The organism is Acinetobacter sp. NPDC052428 (assembly GCF_044547685.1).
In the GTDB taxonomy this organism is placed as follows: Bacteria; Pseudomonadota; Gammaproteobacteria; order Pseudomonadales; family Moraxellaceae; genus Acinetobacter; species Acinetobacter lwoffii_G.
Window position 1 is genome coordinate 179316 of record NZ_JBIUAT010000004.1, and the last position, 18638, is coordinate 197953.

Consider the following 18638-nt stretch of genomic DNA (forward strand, 5'->3'; position numbering starts at 1 on the left):
ATATTTTTCTGGTGCGAGAAATCTGCTTTAAGCATCAAGCCGTGTAGAGCGCTGCACCAGCCAGGTCGTCATTTTTGGCCAGAATGTATTGGCTGTTTTCTGGTTCGACATTAGTCCAAGATGACCACCCGGTATAAGAGTAAACGTCTTATCCTGGCTACTTGTCAATTTCATCAAAGGCTTAGCTGACTGTTCTGTGACAATCTGGTCGGTTTGACCTGCACCTACCAATAGGGAGCAGCTGATATTTTTAAGATCAACGACACGACCATCCAAAGTGATAGAACCCTGTTTTAAAGGATTTTGCAGCCATAAGTGCAGCACCATGTCCTGATTAATCCCGCCTGGATAATCAATCATCTTGTTCAGGAAATTTCCCATGGTGGCATGTTCATAGACATCTTCGACATGATCCAGATTCAGCAAAAACTGCTTCTGGCTTTTGAGCCAGCCAATCGGATCGAGTAATTTAAAGCCCAAGGCATTTACAATACCCGGCGTATGAATATATTGCTTCGGGATCAGTCCTTGATGAATGGCCTGTTGCAAATTCTTATTTTTAGAAATCAGTTTATTGGTCGTAGAAAATAGTTTGCCGACACGTCCTGATGCATAACTGTCGATGGGGCTGCCCACCACGATCAGATTCTTGACATGTTCAGGCGAATGCAAGGCCGTATAGAGCGTGACAAATACGCCAGCCATACTCCAGCCGTGTAAGGAAATGAACTGACTGCCTGAATGCTTGCAGATGGTTTCAATGGATTGAGGAATGGCTGCATCAATAAAAGATAAAAAATTCAGGTGGCGGTGCTTAAAGTTAAAGCGTTTCCATTCCACCAGATAGACATCAAAACCGCTATGCTGAAAATGCTTGACCAGAGAGCGATAAGGATACAGATCATAAATATCCATATTAATGGCCAAGGGTGCGATAAAAACCAGAGGCTCCTTATATTTTTTTTCGGGTGAAGCGTAATAACGAATCTTGCAAAACTCGGTGCCGGCAATATATTCAAAAGGGGTTTTTTGCGACAGGATCAGTGAGGAGGCATTAAACACCCGGGTACTAAGGTGTTTCAATTTTTTTTGCTGGCGCTGAAAGTTTTGTTTTAACTGAATCATGTAAATAAAATATCCGTATCCGCGGGAGGATTGATCGAAGTCTAAGCAATAATCGCTTATTATGCCTTGACCTGAAATAGCTTAGGCGCTCAAAATGTTGGCAAATTTTTACAAAAGGCAGCCCGAGGGCTGAGGTAAAGCGATGAGCCAGCAAGACGATATTTCTTACCAATTAGAAACTTTAGCCATTCGTACCGGCCATACCCGCACTTTTGAAGGTGAGCATGGCGAACCAATTTTTCTAACATCGTCCTTTGTTTATGAAAATGCTGCAGAAGCCGCAGCCAAATTCTCAGGCCAGGAACCGGGCAATATCTATTCTCGCTTTACCAATCCGACCGTTGCCATGTTTGAAAAGCGTCTGGCTGCACTTGAAGGTGCAGAGCGCGCCGTCGCCACCAGTTCGGGTATGGCAGCTATTATGGCAGTGATGATGGCTTTTTTAAAAGCGGGCGACCATGTGATTTGTTCACGTGCAGTCTTCGGTTCTACGGTTTCCATGTTTGAAAAATATGTCGCAAAATTTGGCGTCAGCGTTGATTTCGTCGATTTGACTGATCTTGATGCATGGAAAAATGCCATCAAGCCTGAAACAAAAATTCTCTTTGTTGAATCGCCATCGAATCCTTTAGCAGAAGTAGCTAATATACAGGGACTCGCCGATATTGCGCATGCCAATGATGCTTTACTGGCGATTGATAACAGCTTCTGTACACCGGTGTTACAACAACCACTCAAATTTGGTGCAGACCTGGTGGTGTATTCTGCGACTAAATATCTGGATGGCCAAGGCCGTGCATTAGGCGGCGCAGTCGTAGGTAATCATAAGCTGCTTGAAGAAATTTTTGGCTATGTGCGTACCACTGGTCCTTCAATGAGCCCATTCAATGCCTGGGTTTTTCTAAAAGGCTTGGAAACACTACGTTTACGTATGCGTGAACATTCGGCAAGTGCTCAGCAACTGGCTGAATTTTTGAACCAGCATCCAAAAGTAGAAAAAGTATATTATGCAGGCCTGCCTGAGCATATCGGTCATGAACTGGCAGCAAAACAGCAGAGCGGTTTTGGCGGTATTGTGTCTTTTGAAGTCAAAGGTGGTCGTGAGGAAGCATGGACTGTCATCGATAATACCCAGTTTATCTCGATTACCGGTAATCTGGGCGATGTGAAATCGACCATTACCCATCCTGCAACCACGACACACGGTAAATTGTCGCCTGAAGCCAAAGAAGCTGCCGGTATTCGCGAAGGTTTAATTCGCGTATCTGTTGGTTTGGAAGAGATTGGTGATATTATTCGTGACATTAGCCGTGGTTTAGACCTGATTTAATTCTATAAATTTATGTTCGGAGATATTTATGAACATTAACATGTTGATGCAGCAAGCTCAGCGCATGCAGAAAGAAGTTGAAAACAACGTAAAAAAAGCCAAAGAAGAGCTTGCGCAAACTGAAGTGCATGCCGAGGCGGGTGGCGGTCTGGTGAAAGTAACTATGACTTGCCGTAACGTAGTGAAGCGTATCGAAATCAATCCTGAGTTACTTCAGGATGATCCAGACATGATCGAAGACCTGATTGCAGCGGCAATGAATGATGCAGCACGTCAGGCAGAAGTGGTATCTGACGAAAGAATGAAAGCAGCGAATTCGGGTATGGGGTTACCGCCTGGTCTTGCAGGTATGTTCTAAGGACGAATGCGCAATGTTTAGTGATCGTTTTGATCAACTCGTTCAAGCATTACGCATTTTGCCAAGCGTTGGGCCGAAATCGGCTCAACGTATGGCATTGCATATGATCATGAAAAATCGTGAAGGTGCTATTGGTCTGGCACATGCGCTGACTGAAGCCACCAATCACATTCATGAATGTTCCGTCTGCCATTCTCTGACCGAAGATGAAGTCTGCAATATTTGCAGTTCGCTGGATCGTGATGATGAACTGCTCTGTGTAGTGGAATCACCTGCAGATGTCATGGCGATTGAGCAAAGTGGCAGCTTTAGAGGTAAATATCATGTATTGGGTGGACATTTATCGCCACTGGATGGTATTGGACCAGAAGAAATCGGTATTCCGTACTTATTGCACCGTTTGGCCAATGGTCAGGTGAAAGAAGTGATTCTGGCGACCAATGCCACGGTAGAAGGTCAGGCTACGGCGCATTATCTGGTTGAGGCCAGTAAGCATTTGCCGATCCAGATGACCCGAATTGCCCAGGGCGTACCACAAGGTGGTGAGCTGGAATATGTCGACAGTCATACCTTGAGTCAGGCAGTACATAACCGGATGCGCATGAAGTAAGCTAAGCTTAAATATCTTGTTAGTTTTAATATAAAAAAGATATTAATTAGAATATAAATCCTGATAAGTAAGCGCCATTTTTTAGGAAATAGGGCAGAATTGACGTTATTTTTTATACAAAAATTCTATAGATCAGTTAATATGGATCTATCGAGAATCTAATCTTAGACTCAGTTCTATGTTTCAATTTATTCAACATCAAAACGACTTAACTCATGTACTGAAGCTGATGGAACAGAATTCAGTGTATGGACTGGATACCGAGTTTATCAAGGTTGATACCTTATGGCCTAAGCTGGGTGTTTTTCAGATTAACGTAGACAACAAGGTCTATTTGTTGGATGGAACCACGCTGGATCTGACTGAGTTCCTTAATAAAATTTTTAACGCACAGCAGAATATTTTTCATGCCTGTAGTGAAGATATCGATCTGATTTATCACTATACCCAGAAGAAATCGCTGAGTAATGTGTTTGATACCCAGGTCGGCATGTCATTTTTGGGGCATGGTCTGCAAGTCAGCTATCAAAATGCGCTGAAGCAGATGCTGGAAGTCGATATCGAAAAAGACCAGACCCGTTCTGACTGGCTGGCGCGTCCACTCAGTTCCGAACAGTTGCTCTATGCTGCCAATGATGTGCATTATCTGGTGCAACTGTCAGAGAAAATCAAACGGGATCTGGAGTCGAAAGATCTGCTGGATTTTGCCTTGCAAGATTGCCGTTTTCTGACTCAGGAAATTGGCGAAGATACCCCAACTGCCTTGTTGTATCAGGATGTCGGCAATTACCGGCATTCACGCCGTCAGCTGATGCAATTGCAGCAATTAATGGTTTGGCGTGATCAGATTGCCAAAGCACTAAATCAGCCACGCAGTTTTATTTTAAAAAATGCCAGCATGATTGATCTGGTGGAAAAATTCCCGCGCAATAATTTCCAGCTGAGTCATGTGAAAGACATTCGTTCGAATGTGGTTCGTGAGCATGGCAAAACCATTTTAGATTTATTGAAATTCCTGCCGGAGCCGGCAAACTGGCCTTTACGTCTGGCACGTCCAATTCGCCATTCTTCCAAAGATATTGGCGAAAAAATTGATTCAATTATTCAGAATGTCGTCAATGAAACCTCAATTCCGAAAGAAGTCCTGATGCGTAAGAAATGGCTGAATGCCTTGTATCAGCACGTGGTCTTTCATAAGGACGAGCAGGATCTGCCGGATTTTCTGCTCGGCTGGCGCTATGAGTTATTAACTCAGCCATTGATTCAGGTATTGCATCAGGATGAATCTTATCTGTCTACTCAGATGAAAGTCAGCGAATGATTGGTTGCGGGATTGATTAAAGAAAAAGCAATTATACAAAATCACGACTGATGCATGAGACGTGACTAATGTTTCTGTCTTTTTTTTGATGTATCCTTGCGGTTGTTTTTTCAGAAAAGTCGTTTGAAATATGCAAGTGTCTATCTACAAATCCAGCAAAAAAAGTGAAATGTATCTGTATGTGGCGCGTCCTGTGAATGAAAGCGAAGCTGAAACATTCGAGCCTTTAAGCGTTCTGTCAGAAGCAGTACAGGCAGCATTTGGACGTGCGACTTTTGTCATGCATCTTGAATTAAGCGAATCACGTAAACTGGCACGTGCCAATGTCTTGCATGTCATGGATTCTATTGAAACCCGCGGTTTCTTCCTGCAAATGCCACCAGAAGGCTTGATTGATCCAAACGCTGTAGCACCAGAAGGCTTGCGTGGTGCTTAATGTTGATTCAGGAGTTGTGAAATGAATGGTTATGTGGCTGTATTAGACTCAATTCCTGAACAGAGCATTGCCGTTGCAGTTTATCTGCTCGGCAGCCTGATTGCTTTATGGTGCTGGTATGGCGTGACCAAGCGCCTGCCTAAACCCATGGGCGGTTTTTTGTGGATTGTGGCCTTTGCCATTCTGCTGACACCGACGGTATCCGAGGGGGCGAATGCGTCCATTGCACCCGCGATCTTTGGTCTGTTATTTGGGATGCTAACCAAAGAGCAATCCCTGGTTTGGATTAATGCGTCACTTATTTTATTTGTCATTGGGATTGGATCTGTGATTGGCTATTGCTGGTCGACCTATGTGTCGAACAAAAGCAATATTCGTGTTCACGAGAAAAGTTCACCGCTGTAAGTAAAAAATAAGGTTCAATCATGTCTGCTGATATTCAACAATTTTCAGGTACCGATCAGTACATCGCGACTGACAGTTTAAAGCTTGCGGTGAAAGCTGCACGCAGTTTGCAAAAACCATTGCTGGTCAAAGGTGAGCCGGGTACAGGTAAAACTTTACTGGCCGAGCAAGTCGCAGAAAGTCTGGGTTTGAAGCTGATCACCTGGCACATCAAGTCCACCACCAAAGCGCAACAAGGTCTGTATGAATACGATGCTGTATCGCGCCTGCGTGACAGTCAACTTGGTGATGACCGTGTCTATGACATCAAGAATTACATCAAGCCGGGGAAACTGTGGGAAGCATTTACCAGTGAAGAGCGCTGTGTCCTGCTGATTGATGAAATTGACAAGGCAGACATCGAGTTTCCAAATGACTTGCTGCATGAACTTGATAAAATGTCGTTCTATGTGTACGAGACTGGCGAAACCATTACCGCAACCCAGCGTCCGATCGTGATCATTACCTCGAATAACGAAAAAGAATTGCCGGATGCTTTTTTACGCCGTTGTTTCTTCCACTATATCGAATTCCCGGATGAAGCCACCATGCGTGAAATCATCGATGTGCATTTTGAGAATATCTCTGCAACATTGGTGAATGAAGCCTTGCAGGTATTCTTCAAACTACGCCAGATTCCGGGTTTGAAAAAACCACCTTCAACTTCTGAACTGATCGACTGGCTCAGCCTGCTCATGGCTGACGACATGCCGGAAGATATTCTGCGCAATACCGACAAATCCAAATCGATTCCACCCTTATACGGCGCATTGATTAAAAACGAGCAGGATGTGCAGTTACTTGAACGTCTAGCCTTTATGTCACGTCGTTAAGGGAGAAACACGCATGTTTGTGCGACTGTTTTATACCTTACGCAAATACAGCGTGCCGGTATCGACCCGCGAATTGATTGACCTGAATCAGGCGGTTGCTGCAGGACTGGTCTTTGCCGATCAGGACGAGTTCTATCAGCTTGCAAAAACCGTAATGGTCAAAGACGAGCGCTATTTCGACAAGTTCGATCGTGCCATGAAAGACTATTTTGATGGGATCGCGACCTTTGATCTGGATGAATTACTGAATCAGGTGCATAAGCTGCCCAAAGACTGGTTTGATCTCGAATTACTCGAGAAGCATCTAACCCCAGAGCAGCGCGAAGAGCTGAAAAAAGCCGGATCGCTGGAAGAACTGATGAAAATGCTGGAAGAGCGCCTGCGCGAACAGCATAAAAAACATCAGGGCGGTAACAAGATGATTGGTACTGGTGGTACTTCGCCATTTGGTGCTTATGGTGATCATCCTGAAGGCGTGCGTATTGGCGGGCCGGGGCGTAAGCGTTCTGCGGTGAAAGTCTGGGAACAGCGTCAATACCGCAATCTGGACGATGAACAGATTTTGGGAAGTCGCCAGATGCAGATGGCATTGCGCCGTTTGCGTAAGTTTGCCCGTCAGGGTGCAGCCGAAGAGCTGGATATTGATGGTACGATTCGTGAAACGGCCAAGCAGGGCATTCTGGATGTACAATTGGTGCCGGAGCGTCGTAACCGTATTAAAGTTTTAATGCTGTTTGATATCGGCGGGTCGATGGATGCGCATATTGCCCAGTGTGAAAAGCTATTCAGTGCTGCGAAAACCGAATTCAAAACCCTGGAATATTTTTATTTCCATAACTGTCTGTACGACTATGTATGGAAAGACAATGTCCGTCGTTCCAGTTCACGTATGAATACCTGGGATTTGTTCAATACCTATGGCCGCGATTATCGCGTGATTGTGGTCGGCGATGCCAGTATGGCACCGTATGAGCTGAATTCTGTCGGTGGTTCGGTTGAATATATGAATGATGAGACGGGACAGGTCTGGTTACAGCGCCTGCGTCAGCATTTTGATAAAACCGCCTGGCTGAATCCGGAAGAAGAAAAATACTGGCATTACACCCATACCATTGGTCTGATCCAGCAAATATTTGAAAATCATATGTTTCCAATGACGCTGAAAGGCATTGAAGACATGACTAAATATCTGGCGCGTTAATTCCATTTATCTATAAGTGACTTTAGTTAGAGTTATTAGTGATTTAAAACAAATTATTCTAGTATAAAGTCACTCATTATCTCTTATTTAAAATCTCGGGCATGATTATGACTCATCAAATTAATGGTATTGCCTTACCCAATGAAGAGGGTTTTTTTGGTCAATATGGCGGTCAGTTTATTCCACCCGATCTGAAACAGGCCATGGATGATATTAATGTGGCCTATCAGGAAATTCGTCAGACTGAAGAATTTCAGAATGAACTGAAAGACCTGTTTGCTCATTATGTTGGTCGTCCAAGTCCACTATTTCATGCCAAACGCCTTTCTGAACAGCTCGGTGGAGCACAGATTTATTTAAAACGTGAAGATCTGAACCATACCGGCGCGCACAAGATTAATCACTGTCTGGGTGAAGCTTTACTAGCTAAATATATGGGTAAAACCAAAGTCATTGCAGAAACCGGTGCTGGTCAACATGGTGTTGCATTGGCAACCGCGTGTGCTCTTGTTGGTATTCCGTGTGAAATTCATATGGGTCAAGTGGATATCGAAAAAGAGCATCCAAACGTCGTCAAGATGAAAATTCTGGGTGCCAAACTGATTTCTGTGACTCGCGGTACAGCCACACTCAAAGATGCAGTCGACAGTGCTTTTGAAGAATATTTAAAAGACCCGAAAAACTACATCTATGCCATTGGTTCAGTTGTAGGGCCGCACCCATTCCCGATGATGGTGCGTGATTTTCAGTCCATTATTGGCGATGAAATTAAAGTTCAGGCCAATGAACGTTTTGGTGCAAATCCCGATTATGTCGTTGCTTGTGTTGGTGGTGGTTCTAATGCAGTGGGCGCATTCACTGCATTTTTAAATGAACCGGATGTGAAACTGGTAGGCGTTGAGCCGGCAGGTCATGGTCTGGATACTGACAAGCACTCAGCTACTTTGACCTTAGGTAAACCGAGCCAGTTACATGGGATGGCCTGTTATGTACTAGAAGATGAGCAGGGTGAACCTTTGCCAGTGCATTCAATTGCTTCTGGTCTGGATTATCCGGGTGTGGGGCCACAGCATAGCTTGCTCAAAGATTTAGGGCGTGTGGAATATACTACGGCAACTGATCAGGAATGTCTGGATGCATTTATGACCTTGTCACGCGTAGAAGGCATTGTACCTGCATTAGAAAGTTCGCATGCGGTGGCTTGGGCCATTCGTGAAGCAGGGAAACTGCCAAAAGATACCAAGATTGTGGTGAACTTATCGGGTCGTGGTGATAAAGACTCAGATTACGTCGCAGAAAAATTAGGTCTAAACTGATTTTATTCAGAATGTTCATATAAAAAAATCCCGGTACACATACCGGGATTTTTTATGCATCAGATATAAAACTTTATCTTGGTGTCACTTAAGTGATCTTCAAATGCCTTAGAGGAAGCTAAATGGTGATTTAACCTGAAATATATTGCTGTAACTGTTCAATTAATTTGCGTTGGTCATCCATGGCGGCTTTGACCAAATCCCCAATTGAAATCAGACCGATCAGTTTTTCATGTTCGACCACAGGTAAGTGGCGTAGGTGGCGTTCAGTCATCAGAGATAAACAGTCCTCTACGGTAGTAGCTGTATTTACGGTAATCACTTTAGCGGTCATGATCTCATTAACAGTGGTGTCGAATGAGGTTCTTTGCATCAGGGCGATCTTACGGGTGTAATCCCGCTCTGACAAAATCCCCACCACGTTGTCTTCATGGGTTACCACAAGCGCCCCGATCCCTTTATCTGCCATCAAGGTGATGGCCTCTAAAACGGTAGAATCTGGACGAATGGTATAAATAGCTTGATGCATTTTTTCACTGAGCACCTGTGCCACATTGGTCATGCTTAATCATCCTTATTGGTCAATTTATTATTAATCCTAGAGTATGTATTCAACCTGAACATCTCTAAGTGTTTAGGTTTTAGTCTTTATAAATAGCATGTTATTTAAGCAATGTGCAGTCTTTGTTGCGAAAAAAACAGATGACGCATCTGTGTGGCAGTCAGTTTGAGTTTGGTTCCATTGGTGTTGAACAGGGCTGGCGTAACATTCAGTCGCGACAGGGTCGGCAATAATGCATTTTCAAAATCTTCAGAATTGATTTTACGTGGGATGTAATCCGGCCAATGTTGCTGGGCATAATTTTTGGCATCCAGCGGATTGAGCCAGAATGGAAAGATACAATCTTCCTGGTCACGCATCATCGCCCAGCCCTGATGATATGCGCCCCATAGCTCGCCACAATTCATCAAAGATTTAAGCATCGTGATCTTTAACAGAAAGTTTTTGCAGATCGGATCAATTTGAATAATTTTTCGTGGTTTCATTAGAATAAAGTGCTATTGGAGTTCAGGCTCTATTTTAGGAACTTTATATGAAATTACTGTTTCAGCTTTGCAAGGATTCGTAAGAAAATATGTATTGATTGCTATTTATTGAAAAAAGGGCATAAAAAAACGCCACCTAGGTGACGTTTCTTTATGCTTGCATGGTGGCCATGCTTTGCCAGTACTGGGCTTTAAGTGAATCTCGTTCTACACGGAAACCTTGATAATAAAGTTCTGCTAAAAAAAGTGCTGCTTTACCATGGCCAGCACGAGCGGCTTCTTCTAGCTGTTTTACCGCATCAGCAAAGTTCATTTGCGATTGAATGGTATTCACGGCATCTGCGTACAGATGTTCTAGATCGTGTTGAGAGAGTTGTTGTATCATATAAAAACTCCTTAATTTTAATTATGATTACAGGATAGACTATTTAGTCTAAATACAAATATAAATTAGTATTGTTAAACTAATATTACAAAATAATGGAAAAGTCAACTATTCGATTTTATTTGTTTACTTCAGTTATAGTTTAACTGATTTAACTATACACAACTATAAATATTATTAAGCTACATTGTAAATGGATAGCAAACAATAAGGAGAAGGCCATGATGACAAGAACTTTAGATGGTGTGAAATTTGATATGCCTCCGACTGCAGGTCAAATTATGGAACTTGCCGATTTGCATCGTAAAAAACTCGATCAAGCTATATTCAGTAAACATACCCATCTAGGCGATTATGGGTTGGCACAACGTAAAGAAGTCTACGACTTTACCCGTGCGCTGGATGAAAACCAGCGTGAGCAGTTTTATAAACTCTATAATGGTGAGCTGGTCCGCATTGCTGATGAGGATCGTCTGCATCCGCCTGAGGCAGAAGCCGGTTTAAGTAAATTTGCAATTGCACTGGTATTGCTTGTTGTTGCATTGGTGCTGTATTCAACAATTATTACCAGAATAATGAATTAGTCCTCGAAATAGCAGGATTCAGCTCTTATGAATATTCAGTGTGCTGACTTGAACTTATGTAACTGCGACCATACACTACCTCTAACCTGAGGTAGTGTATGTCTATAGATACAGAAAAACTAAGCCAATTTTTCAGCAAAATCAAACTGGAACAGATTTATAACAGTGTGGTTATTTTTATTATTGCGGTCATTCTATTTTTAGCCGCATTTGCTTTATATCGTCCTTTGAGCATTGCTCAAATCACCCAGATTCAGCAACTGTCTAAACAGCAAAACCTTCCCCAAACCCAGGATATGGCACTTGCCTTGTTAGAGCAGCAGCATATCCGTCGTGGGCAGTATCTTAAATTGATGCAGGCTTATCAGCAGGAATCGCTTCGGGCACGTCAGCTTCCGCCGCTCTCTGTGGAGATGCCTTAGGCATAGGGTTTGTTGGTAAGTAATAATTGGCATCCATTAAATTCTGCTCCAAACGCATTTTCAAGGCATTTTTATCCAGTTCTTTGTTGACGACGACCAGGGTTAAACGATCAGGATGAAAATGCTTGCGCACTGCATTTTGTACATCCGTCACTGTGATTTTAGCCAAGCGTTCTGGATAACTGGATAAATAATCCGTTTGCTCACTATAAAAGCCCATATTGCCTAGCTGGGCATTAATGGTGGCATTACTGCTGTAATTATTAGGAAAGGCGCGTAACATGCCTGCTTTGGTTTCTTCCAGACGCTGAGTATCAATGGGTTGACTGACAAAGTTGATAAAAGCCTGATGTGCGACCTGAATACTCTCCAGCAGTTGATCCTGACGCGTGGAATACTTAAAGCTGAATACGCCGGGTGCCTGACTAAAGCTCAATGAACTATAAGCGCCATAAGTAAAACCACGTTTCACCCGCAGTTCCTGCATCAATACCGCATTAAATCCGCTACCGCCAAACATGCGATTGGCGACTTCTAAAGCCAGTTTATCTTCAGTAAAGCGGGTTGCGCCTAAATGCCCAAAGGTGACATGCGCCTGAGACGAGGTATAGGGTAGATGCACCACTTCAAAACCAGATTGAATTTCAGGTTGTGGCAATGCCTCTGCTTTTTGCCCTTGCGGTAAATTACCGGCAATTCGTTCAGACAACTCGAGTGCCTGTTTCGGGCTGAGTTTACCCGTAATGGCAATATTCATATTTTGCGCCACCAAAAACTGATCACGGAATTTTTTTAATAATTCTGCGTTAATTTTCTTGGTGCTGCCTTGGGTGCCAGTGATTGGTTCTGCATAAGGGTGCTGACCATATAGGGCACGATAAAACCGGATATCCATCAGTCGGCTTGGATTTTCCTGTAGCTGTTTTTGTCCCACTTGGGTATTGCTTAAAGCCAGATTAATGCTGGATGGTTTAAATGATGCATTCTTGAGCACCTCCATCATCATGCCCAGTGCCGGTTCCAGTTTTTCCGGATCTGAAAGCGTACGTAGGCGAACCACAAACATATCCCGATAGGCTTGTACGCTAAATTGTGCACCAGTCTGGTCAAACACTGCCGCCACCTGATTCGCGCTATATTTATCGGTTCCTTCACGCATCAACTTGGCTGCCATATTGGATAGGCCATATAGACCTTTGGTAATTTCCTGATCACGGGCCGAACCGGCATTAAAGGTCAGCTGGATATCCACCATGGGAAGATCTTGCGTTTTAACAAACAGCGTGCGTACTTTGTAGCGATTGTTCAGATCATGAATATAAGGCGCCTGAAAATCCTGTTGCTGATTAATATTTTTTAAGCTTTGTAGCAAGGGGATAGACTGTAACTGACTCGGATTATCATTTTGGTCAGGTTGAGGATCCAGATAGTTTTCTGCATGGGTAGCCGAGCTAAGACTTAAAATTGAAATAAGCAAAAATGGACGAAGTTGAAGCATTATAATCCCCGTTGCTGGGTGTTTTGTTCAGGTGAGAGATAAAGCGTGCTGAGGTTCTCACGCACAAAATAGGCGTTGGCGACGCGCTGGATATCCTGAACACTGACACTTTCAAAGTGTTTCGGCAATTCATCCATCAGGCGATAACTCAAGCCATTGACCTCCAGATTGCCAATCATTTTGGCTTGGCCGGCAATATCATCCTGGCTATAAATCAAATTGGAAATAAAGCGGGTGCTGATACGATCCACTTCCTGTTGGGTCATTGCGGTGGTTTTAAGTAAATCCACTTCATCCTGAATTGCTTGTTGTGCTTCTTGCAAAGAGATGCCTGGCGCAGGTAGAGCAGAAATGCCAAACAGGCTGTCGCCGCGATTATAGGGATCATAAGAAACGCTGACAGAGGTCAGAATTTTACGATCACGTACCAAACGGTCTTGCAGACGCGAAGAAATGCCACTGTCCAAAAGACTGCGAATAATGGTCAAGGCATACGCATCTTGGGGGTTTTTGGCAGTGCTGAGGGATTTTACATTCCAGGTCATATAAAGATTGGGCACCTGAACATTGCTATTAATTTCCATATGGCGATAACCCAAACGCTCAAACTCCAGTACATCATTGCGTGCTGGTGTTAGGCGTGCGGGAATGTCAGCAAAATATTTTTGTACCTGAGCCAAAGCAGCTTCAGATTCGATATTTCCAACAATCACCAGAATAGCATTATTCGGGCTGTACCAATCCCGATACCATTTTTTGACATCATTCAACTGAATATTATTCAGAGTTTTCATATGTCCAATTACCGGCTGGCGATAATGGCTGGTCGGATAACTGATCCATTTAAACCGTTCAAAGGCTTGCGCACGCGGATTGTCATCGGTACGCTGGCGCCGTTCTTCCATCACTACTTTAATTTCTGGCTCGAAGTCCTGTTGCCGTAGCAATAAATTGCTCATACGGTCAGACTCAAGTTCCAGGGCCATAGGAAAATAGGCCTTAGGATAGAGCTGATAATAATTGGTGTAATTGGTAAAGGTAGCCGCATTGATACTGCCGCCATAAATCCGGCTAAGACGGGTAAATTCATCATTTGGAACTTTATGAGTGCCTTTAAACATCATATGTTCAAGCGCATGTGATACCCCCAGAATATTTCCAGATTCATCGCTGCTGCCGACTTTATACCAGATTTGTGTCATTACCATGGGCGCACGATGGTCTTCCCGAATAATGACTTTTAAACCATTACTTAAAGTGGTTTCAAAGGTAGTCCGTGATAATTCGCTTCGGGTTTGTGCCTGAGCCGAGCTAAAACTCAGACTGAGTAAGACTGCTGCGCCGAGTGGATAAAGCATCTGTTTGATCATTTGCGAGAAAGAGGAGATAGTCAAAAAGGTGATGAACACTAGATCTCCTGAAATAGGCATTTGTATTTAGAGTTATTTTTAATAAATGTGTGCTTGAAAGCAACCGAGAGCTGTAGCTTTTTGGTATGTTTGTCCAGCATTTGCATTGCTAGCTGCAAAGCAGGCAAGTTATGGTAGAATCTGGGTTTTTAACGCAATGCTTTTCAAGGATTCGGCATGCAACAGCAATCTAATGGGCAAAACAAATTTTTGATTGATGCTGATATCGGAGATGATGATGTCACATTACCGAGCTTACCTGCGGTCAATGTGCCTATCGTAGAAACGCCAAGCGAAGCAGCTGTAGTTTCTGCACCTGTCGAGACAGAAGCTGAAAATGAAGATTCTGCGGCGAAAGGTGGCTTCTTTAGCCGTATGAAAGTGGGTTTAACTAAAACCCGTAAAAACCTTGCCGATGGGATGGTGAATATCCTGATCGGTGGTAAAGAAATTGATGATGAATTATTAGAGGAAGTCGAAGAGCAGCTTCTGGTGGCAGATATTGGCGTGGAAGCAACCAAGACTATTATCGCTAACCTGACTGAACGTACGGCACGTGGTGATTTGATCTACTCGCATTCACTCTATAAAGCGCTTCAGGAAGAGCTGGTGGCTTTATTGGCACCACGAGTAAAACCGCTGCATATTGATCCGAATAAATCGCCTTATGTGATTCTGGTGGTGGGTGTGAATGGTGTCGGTAAAACGACTACCATTGGTAAGTTGGCAAAACGTCTGCAAGGTGAAGGCAAGACTGTCATGCTGGCAGCAGGCGATACTTTCCGTGCAGCTGCAACTGAACAGCTACAGATCTGGGGTGAGCGTAATAATATTGCGGTTGTTGCTCAGGGTCATGGTGCTGACTCAGCTTCGGTCATTTTTGATGCTTTTGAAAGTGCGCGTGCCAAAGGTGTGGATGTATTAATTGCAGACACAGCGGGTCGTTTGCATAACAAAGGTCATTTGATGCAGGAATTGACCAAAGTAAAACGTGTGATGCAGAAAATTGATGCCACTGCGCCGCATGAAGTGATGTTGGTGGTCGATGCCGGTACTGGCCAGAATGCCATTAATCAGGTCGAGATGTTTGATGAGGCGGTAGGCTTGACGGGCTTAACTATTACCAAACTTGATGGGACTGCCAAAGGTGGCGTGCTGTTTAATATCGCCAGTCGTACTCATGTGCCGATTCGCTTTATTGGTGTGGGTGAAAAAATTGATGACTTGCGTCCATTCTCTGCCAAATCTTTTGTTGCTGCATTATTTGAAACTGAAAAATAAATAATGCGCAATGTTTCACATAAACTCCGCCAAGTGCGGAGTTTGTTGTTTTTAGCTGGTTTGAGTGTTGTAAAAATCAACAGCAAAACCACCACTAAATCTGCCCATTTCAATAAAGGCATTATAATTGTAGGGGATTCTCTAAGCTAATTTGGCTTGTTTTTTGTGGGGGTAGAAAATGGCATTGCTAAATAAGATTGGTCAGGTATTAACAAGTGATCTCACCAAAGATTTTAAATTTCCAAGAAAAAACAAACTGAATGATGATTTAGAACTGACTTTTGTCGATCAATTGAAAAAGCGCCGTAGTATCGATCAACTCGGTAAGCGGGTACATTATAGTCAGGCTTATCTTGGCGAAATCATTCAGGAAGCAGTGCGGAGTTGTCCTTCGGCTTATGATTCTCAAACTACGCGCATTGTGGTGTTATTTGCAGATTCTCATCATCAATTATGGGAAATTGTGAAACAGGTGCAGCGTCAGCATATGCCGGCACATATTTATGAAGCGATGGAAATCAAGTTGAATCAATGTGCTGCGGCCTATGGCACGATTTTATTTTATGAAGATCAAGCCGTGATTCAACAATTGCAAAAGAAAATGCCATTAAATAGTGAGGATTTTCCAGCGTGGTCGGAACAAACTTCCGGTATGGCGCAATTTGCCGTATGGACGACGCTGGCAGATTCTGGCTTAGGGGCATCCTTACAGCACTACAATCCACTGATTGATGAAAGGGTCGCTGAGCATTTTGAGATTGAAAAGAACTGGTTGTTACGCGCACAACTTTGCTTTGGATCAATTGAACAAACAGTAGAAGAAAAATTACAAAAGCCGGATCAGCATCGTTTCAAAGTATTTAATTAAAATTTTATAGAGCACTTTATATAGGACAGCATGGAAGCTGTGGATAAAATCAGATACAAATACGCTACTCAGATCTAAATCTGATTGTTCTATAAATAAAACACATTGTTATCGAAATGCACCTGTCTTGGGTGCTTAAAGCACATAGTATGACTTTATCGATTTTTTAATAATCAAAATATACAGAGGTGAGTTCATGGCATTTTTAGATCAGATTAAACAACGCCGTAGCATTTATTCAATTGGAAAAAATGTAGATCTAGATCAAGCAGAAATTGAGAAAATCATTAAAGATGCGGTGAAGCACAGTCCGTCATCTTTTAACTCGCAAACCTCGCGTGTCGTGATTTTATTTGGTCAATCACATGATACCTTTTGGCATATTGTACGTGAAACTTTACGTGACCTGGTTTCAGCAGATGCATTTGAATCAACCAATAGCAAGATCAATGCTTTTGCTGCAGGTTATGGTACCGCACTATTTTATGAAGATCAGAATGTGGTGAAGTCGATGCAGGAGCAGTTTGCACTCTATGCCGATAACTTCCCGGTCTGGTCTGAGCATTCTTCCGCTATTGCACAGTTTGCAACCTGGACCGCTTTGGCAGAAAAAAATATCGGTGCTTCATTACAGCACTATAATCCAATTATTGATGAAGAAGTCGCACAAACTTTCGAAATACCATCTCACTGGAAACTTCGTGCTCAACTGGTATTTGGGTCAATTGAAGCACCTGCAGGCGGAAAAACCTTTATGGATGATGCAGAGCGCTTTAAGACTTTTGCGTAAATGATTTTAGGTTATAAAAAAGAAGCACGTTGATGCTTCTTTTTTGTGTTTTCGAGTTGTATTTGGATATGATGTGATATGTCTAGCCAAATAAATGCTAAAAACACAGGCTGTATCACTCCAGCTTATGTCATAAAATTGTCATTTAAGCGCGGCATAGTGCAGCTAATTTTTAATAAACAACCAAAAATGAGTAAAGGATATGGGTTTACGTATTGCGGCAACTGCAGCAGTGTTTCTGTTTAGCACATCAGTTTTTTCGGCAGTGACCGTCACAGTACCTGAAGAAATAAAAGTTGTTGCCGTAAATGATCAGGAGGTGAACTCGAGTCTATTACGTTCTAATCAGACTTATAGCTTGGATGCAGGTATAAATGCGATCAGTGTACGCTATAATGAATTTTTCCAGCATTCAGACAATTCACATGACATTTTAAAGTCAGGTGTGGTTACGGTAAAAACACCCAGCCTTAAAGATGGCGAAACTTATCGTTTAGGACTCATTCAGGCGCCTAAAGATTTTGATGCAGCGCAAAAATATAAAGATCAGCCCATTATTGGTCTATATGATGCGAAAAATCAGCTCTTAGTCCAGCAGGCGGGCACTAAAGATGCAGCGAAACCATGGTTTGGAAATCGCGTGTTGACTAAAAAATTAGATATGACGACTCAAGTTGCGACACCAGTTCATCAACCGGCAGCTGTATATACTCAGTCAGCAGACCAGAATGATCAGCAGCTGATTCAATTATGGCAAAAGGCTTCTAAAGCTGAGCGTCAAAAATTTATGACTTGGCTGGCTGAGCAGGCAAATTAAAATATTTTGATGAAGAATCAAAAAGATCACCATTAGGGTGATCTTTTTTTATGAGATGAGGGCTGGAAAATTAACATTTGCTTAAACTTTTCATGCGGAATTAGCTAGAAAAACGCAAAAAAAGTGTTAAAAATAGCCTTTTAGATTAAAAAATAAACGTATGGTTGGTTTTTTTGGATATTTTTAAGAAAATCCCTTGCGCTCGTTTTGAAACTGTATAGAATACGCAGCACACCAACGCAATGCATGAAACAAAACGTTAAATGATTGGGTTGGAGCTTAAAACTGATGAGGTTTTAAGAAAGATCATTAAGAGATTATGAAGAACAACTTGTGTGGATTTTTACTGGTTGATTGATCGAAATTATTTTCATTGATTGATGGTAGAAATTACTCGAAGTTTATTTGAGAAATATTTGTCAGAAAATTGATGAGCCAAGATTGGTAGCCTTTAAGCTACTACTGATTTTAAACTGAAGAGTTTGATCATGGCTCAGATTGAACGCTGGCGGCAGGCTTAACACATGCAAGTCGAGCGGGGAAAGGTAGCTTGCTACCTGACT

General features: G+C 42.8%; 21 protein-coding genes and 1 rRNA gene. 16 read left to right on the plus strand and 6 right to left on the minus strand.

The window, feature by feature from the left end:
• Window positions 1-27 precede the first annotated feature (27 nt).
• On the minus strand, window positions 28-1125 hold the full coding sequence (locus tag ACIG3F_RS04940; RefSeq protein ID WP_213687359.1) for an alpha/beta fold hydrolase: 1098 nt from the start codon (window positions 1123-1125) through the stop codon (window positions 28-30).
• 142 nt (window positions 1126-1267) lie between these two features.
• Here ACIG3F_RS04940 and ACIG3F_RS04945 point away from each other — a divergent pair, with 142 nt between their 5' ends.
• The 9 genes from ACIG3F_RS04945 to trpB all read left to right on the plus strand — a co-directional run bounded on the left by ACIG3F_RS04945 (window position 1268) and on the right by trpB (window position 8974).
• On the plus strand, window positions 1268-2455 hold the full coding sequence (locus ACIG3F_RS04945) for an O-succinylhomoserine sulfhydrylase (RefSeq protein WP_213687358.1): 1188 nt from the start codon (window positions 1268-1270) through the stop codon (window positions 2453-2455).
• Between the two features lie 28 nt (window positions 2456-2483).
• On the plus strand, window positions 2484-2813 hold the full coding sequence (locus ACIG3F_RS04950) for a YbaB/EbfC family nucleoid-associated protein (protein WP_004278699.1): 330 nt from the start codon (window positions 2484-2486) through the stop codon (window positions 2811-2813).
• Between the two features lie 13 nt (window positions 2814-2826).
• Entirely contained in the window at window positions 2827-3423 is a 597-nt protein-coding gene (gene recR, locus ACIG3F_RS04955; protein WP_005100074.1) for a recombination mediator RecR, read from the plus strand.
• A 178-nt stretch (window positions 3424-3601) separates the two neighbouring features.
• A complete protein-coding gene (locus ACIG3F_RS04960; RefSeq protein ID WP_253144612.1) occupies window positions 3602-4744 on the plus strand; it encodes an HRDC domain-containing protein in 1143 nt (380 codons plus the stop codon).
• A 130-nt stretch (window positions 4745-4874) separates the two neighbouring features.
• On the plus strand, window positions 4875-5180 hold the full coding sequence (locus ACIG3F_RS04965; protein ID WP_396469494.1) for a YcgL domain-containing protein: 306 nt from the start codon (window positions 4875-4877) through the stop codon (window positions 5178-5180).
• Window positions 5181-5201: 21 nt separating this feature from the next.
• Window positions 5202-5585 carry a hypothetical protein gene (locus ACIG3F_RS04970; protein WP_396469495.1) on the plus strand — a complete coding sequence of 128 codons (384 nt, stop codon included), beginning with the start codon at window positions 5202-5204 and terminating at the stop codon, window positions 5583-5585.
• Window positions 5586-5605: 20 nt separating this feature from the next.
• Window positions 5606-6457, plus strand: a complete 852-nt coding sequence (locus ACIG3F_RS04975; RefSeq protein ID WP_396469496.1) for an AAA family ATPase — start codon at window positions 5606-5608, stop codon at window positions 6455-6457.
• 13 nt (window positions 6458-6470) lie between these two features.
• Window positions 6471-7658 (plus strand): VWA domain-containing protein, encoded by a 1188-nt coding sequence (locus ACIG3F_RS04980; RefSeq protein ID WP_396469497.1) that lies wholly within the window; start codon window positions 6471-6473, stop codon window positions 7656-7658.
• Window positions 7659-7765: 107 nt separating this feature from the next.
• The gene (trpB, locus tag ACIG3F_RS04985) at window positions 7766-8974 is read left to right on the plus strand and encodes a tryptophan synthase subunit beta (protein ID WP_312584626.1); all 1209 of its coding nucleotides are present in this window, start codon (window positions 7766-7768) and stop codon (window positions 8972-8974) included.
• Between the two features lie 130 nt (window positions 8975-9104).
• Here the strand turns inward: trpB and ACIG3F_RS04990 are convergent, their stop codons facing one another.
• The 3 genes from ACIG3F_RS04990 to ACIG3F_RS05000 form a co-directional block, all read right to left on the minus strand.
• The gene (locus ACIG3F_RS04990; RefSeq protein ID WP_396469498.1) at window positions 9105-9536 is read right to left on the minus strand and encodes a CBS domain-containing protein; all 432 of its coding nucleotides are present in this window, start codon (window positions 9534-9536) and stop codon (window positions 9105-9107) included.
• A gap of 104 nt (window positions 9537-9640) precedes the next feature.
• Window positions 9641-10021 (minus strand): DUF2750 domain-containing protein, encoded by a 381-nt coding sequence (locus ACIG3F_RS04995; RefSeq protein WP_396469499.1) that lies wholly within the window; start codon window positions 10019-10021, stop codon window positions 9641-9643.
• Window positions 10022-10172: 151 nt separating this feature from the next.
• Complete coding sequence (locus ACIG3F_RS05000) at window positions 10173-10406, minus strand: hypothetical protein (protein ID WP_396469500.1); 234 nt, start codon at window positions 10404-10406, stop codon at window positions 10173-10175.
• A 224-nt stretch (window positions 10407-10630) separates the two neighbouring features.
• Between ACIG3F_RS05000 and ACIG3F_RS05005 the strand changes: the two genes are divergently transcribed.
• Entirely contained in the window at window positions 10631-10990 is a 360-nt protein-coding gene (locus tag ACIG3F_RS05005; protein WP_034436454.1) for a hypothetical protein, read from the plus strand.
• Window positions 10991-11088: 98 nt separating this feature from the next.
• Window positions 11089-11412, plus strand: coding sequence for a hypothetical protein (locus ACIG3F_RS05010; protein WP_396469501.1), 324 nt, complete (start codon window positions 11089-11091; stop codon window positions 11410-11412).
• On the opposite strand, the gene ACIG3F_RS05015 is transcribed toward ACIG3F_RS05010, so the two are convergent.
• Window positions 11336-12910, minus strand: coding sequence for a M16 family metallopeptidase (locus tag ACIG3F_RS05015; RefSeq protein WP_396469502.1), 1575 nt, complete (start codon window positions 12908-12910; stop codon window positions 11336-11338). The two genes, ACIG3F_RS05010 and ACIG3F_RS05015, sit on opposite strands and share 77 nt — an antisense overlap.
• Window positions 12910-14319 carry a M16 family metallopeptidase gene (locus ACIG3F_RS05020; protein ID WP_396469503.1) on the minus strand — a complete coding sequence of 470 codons (1410 nt, stop codon included), beginning with the start codon at window positions 14317-14319 and terminating at the stop codon, window positions 12910-12912. Before ACIG3F_RS05020 ends, ACIG3F_RS05015 begins: the two co-directional genes overlap by 1 nt.
• 177 nt (window positions 14320-14496) lie before the next feature.
• Between ACIG3F_RS05020 and ftsY the strand changes: the two genes are divergently transcribed.
• The 5 genes from ftsY to ACIG3F_RS05045 all read left to right on the plus strand — a co-directional run.
• On the plus strand, window positions 14497-15600 hold the full coding sequence (gene ftsY, locus ACIG3F_RS05025) for a signal recognition particle-docking protein FtsY (protein ID WP_396469504.1): 1104 nt from the start codon (window positions 14497-14499) through the stop codon (window positions 15598-15600).
• Between the two features lie 178 nt (window positions 15601-15778).
• Window positions 15779-16468, plus strand: a complete 690-nt coding sequence (locus ACIG3F_RS05030; RefSeq protein ID WP_396469505.1) for a nitroreductase family protein — start codon at window positions 15779-15781, stop codon at window positions 16466-16468.
• 196 nt (window positions 16469-16664) lie between these two features.
• Window positions 16665-17258, plus strand: a complete 594-nt coding sequence (locus tag ACIG3F_RS05035) for a nitroreductase family protein (protein ID WP_396469506.1) — start codon at window positions 16665-16667, stop codon at window positions 17256-17258.
• A gap of 202 nt (window positions 17259-17460) precedes the next feature.
• Window positions 17461-18075: a DUF2057 family protein gene (locus ACIG3F_RS05040; RefSeq protein ID WP_396469507.1), complete on the plus strand. Its 615-nt coding sequence runs from the start codon at window positions 17461-17463 to the stop codon at window positions 18073-18075.
• A gap of 470 nt (window positions 18076-18545) precedes the next feature.
• Window positions 18546-18638: ribosomal RNA gene (locus ACIG3F_RS05045) — 16S ribosomal RNA — on the plus strand; the annotation flags it as partial.

Bases quoted from the DNA above. Each gene is read 5' to 3' on its own strand.
- ACIG3F_RS04975 (WP_396469496.1), top strand. From the start codon at position 5,606: ATGTCTGCTGATATTCAACAATTTTCAGGTACCGATCAGTACATCGCG.
- ACIG3F_RS04990 (WP_396469498.1), bottom strand. From the start codon at position 9,536: ATGACCAATGTGGCACAGGTGCTCAGTGAAAAAATGCATCAAGCTATT.
- ACIG3F_RS05000 (WP_396469500.1), bottom strand. From the start codon at position 10,406: ATGATACAACAACTCTCTCAACACGATCTAGAACATCTGTACGCAGAT.
- ACIG3F_RS04995 (WP_396469499.1), bottom strand. From the start codon at position 10,021: ATGAAACCACGAAAAATTATTCAAATTGATCCGATCTGCAAAAACTTT.
- ftsY (WP_396469504.1), top strand. From the start codon at position 14,497: ATGCAACAGCAATCTAATGGGCAAAACAAATTTTTGATTGATGCTGAT.
- ACIG3F_RS04940 (WP_213687359.1), bottom strand. From the start codon at position 1,125: ATGATTCAGTTAAAACAAAACTTTCAGCGCCAGCAAAAAAAATTGAAA.
- ACIG3F_RS05040 (WP_396469507.1), top strand. From the start codon at position 17,461: ATGGGTTTACGTATTGCGGCAACTGCAGCAGTGTTTCTGTTTAGCACA.
- ACIG3F_RS04980 (WP_396469497.1), top strand. From the start codon at position 6,471: ATGTTTGTGCGACTGTTTTATACCTTACGCAAATACAGCGTGCCGGTA.
- ACIG3F_RS05035 (WP_396469506.1), top strand. From the start codon at position 16,665: ATGGCATTTTTAGATCAGATTAAACAACGCCGTAGCATTTATTCAATT.
- recR (WP_005100074.1), top strand. From the start codon at position 2,827: ATGTTTAGTGATCGTTTTGATCAACTCGTTCAAGCATTACGCATTTTG.
- ACIG3F_RS04945 (WP_213687358.1), top strand. From the start codon at position 1,268: ATGAGCCAGCAAGACGATATTTCTTACCAATTAGAAACTTTAGCCATT.
- ACIG3F_RS05010 (WP_396469501.1), top strand. From the start codon at position 11,089: ATGTCTATAGATACAGAAAAACTAAGCCAATTTTTCAGCAAAATCAAA.
- ACIG3F_RS05005 (WP_034436454.1), top strand. From the start codon at position 10,631: ATGACAAGAACTTTAGATGGTGTGAAATTTGATATGCCTCCGACTGCA.
- ACIG3F_RS05030 (WP_396469505.1), top strand. From the start codon at position 15,779: ATGGCATTGCTAAATAAGATTGGTCAGGTATTAACAAGTGATCTCACC.
- ACIG3F_RS04970 (WP_396469495.1), top strand. From the start codon at position 5,202: ATGAATGGTTATGTGGCTGTATTAGACTCAATTCCTGAACAGAGCATT.
- ACIG3F_RS04965 (WP_396469494.1), top strand. From the start codon at position 4,875: ATGCAAGTGTCTATCTACAAATCCAGCAAAAAAAGTGAAATGTATCTG.
- ACIG3F_RS04950 (WP_004278699.1), top strand. From the start codon at position 2,484: ATGAACATTAACATGTTGATGCAGCAAGCTCAGCGCATGCAGAAAGAA.
- ACIG3F_RS04960 (WP_253144612.1), top strand. From the start codon at position 3,602: ATGTTTCAATTTATTCAACATCAAAACGACTTAACTCATGTACTGAAG.
- trpB (WP_312584626.1), top strand. From the start codon at position 7,766: ATGACTCATCAAATTAATGGTATTGCCTTACCCAATGAAGAGGGTTTT.
- ACIG3F_RS05015 (WP_396469502.1), bottom strand. From the start codon at position 12,910: ATGCTTCAACTTCGTCCATTTTTGCTTATTTCAATTTTAAGTCTTAGC.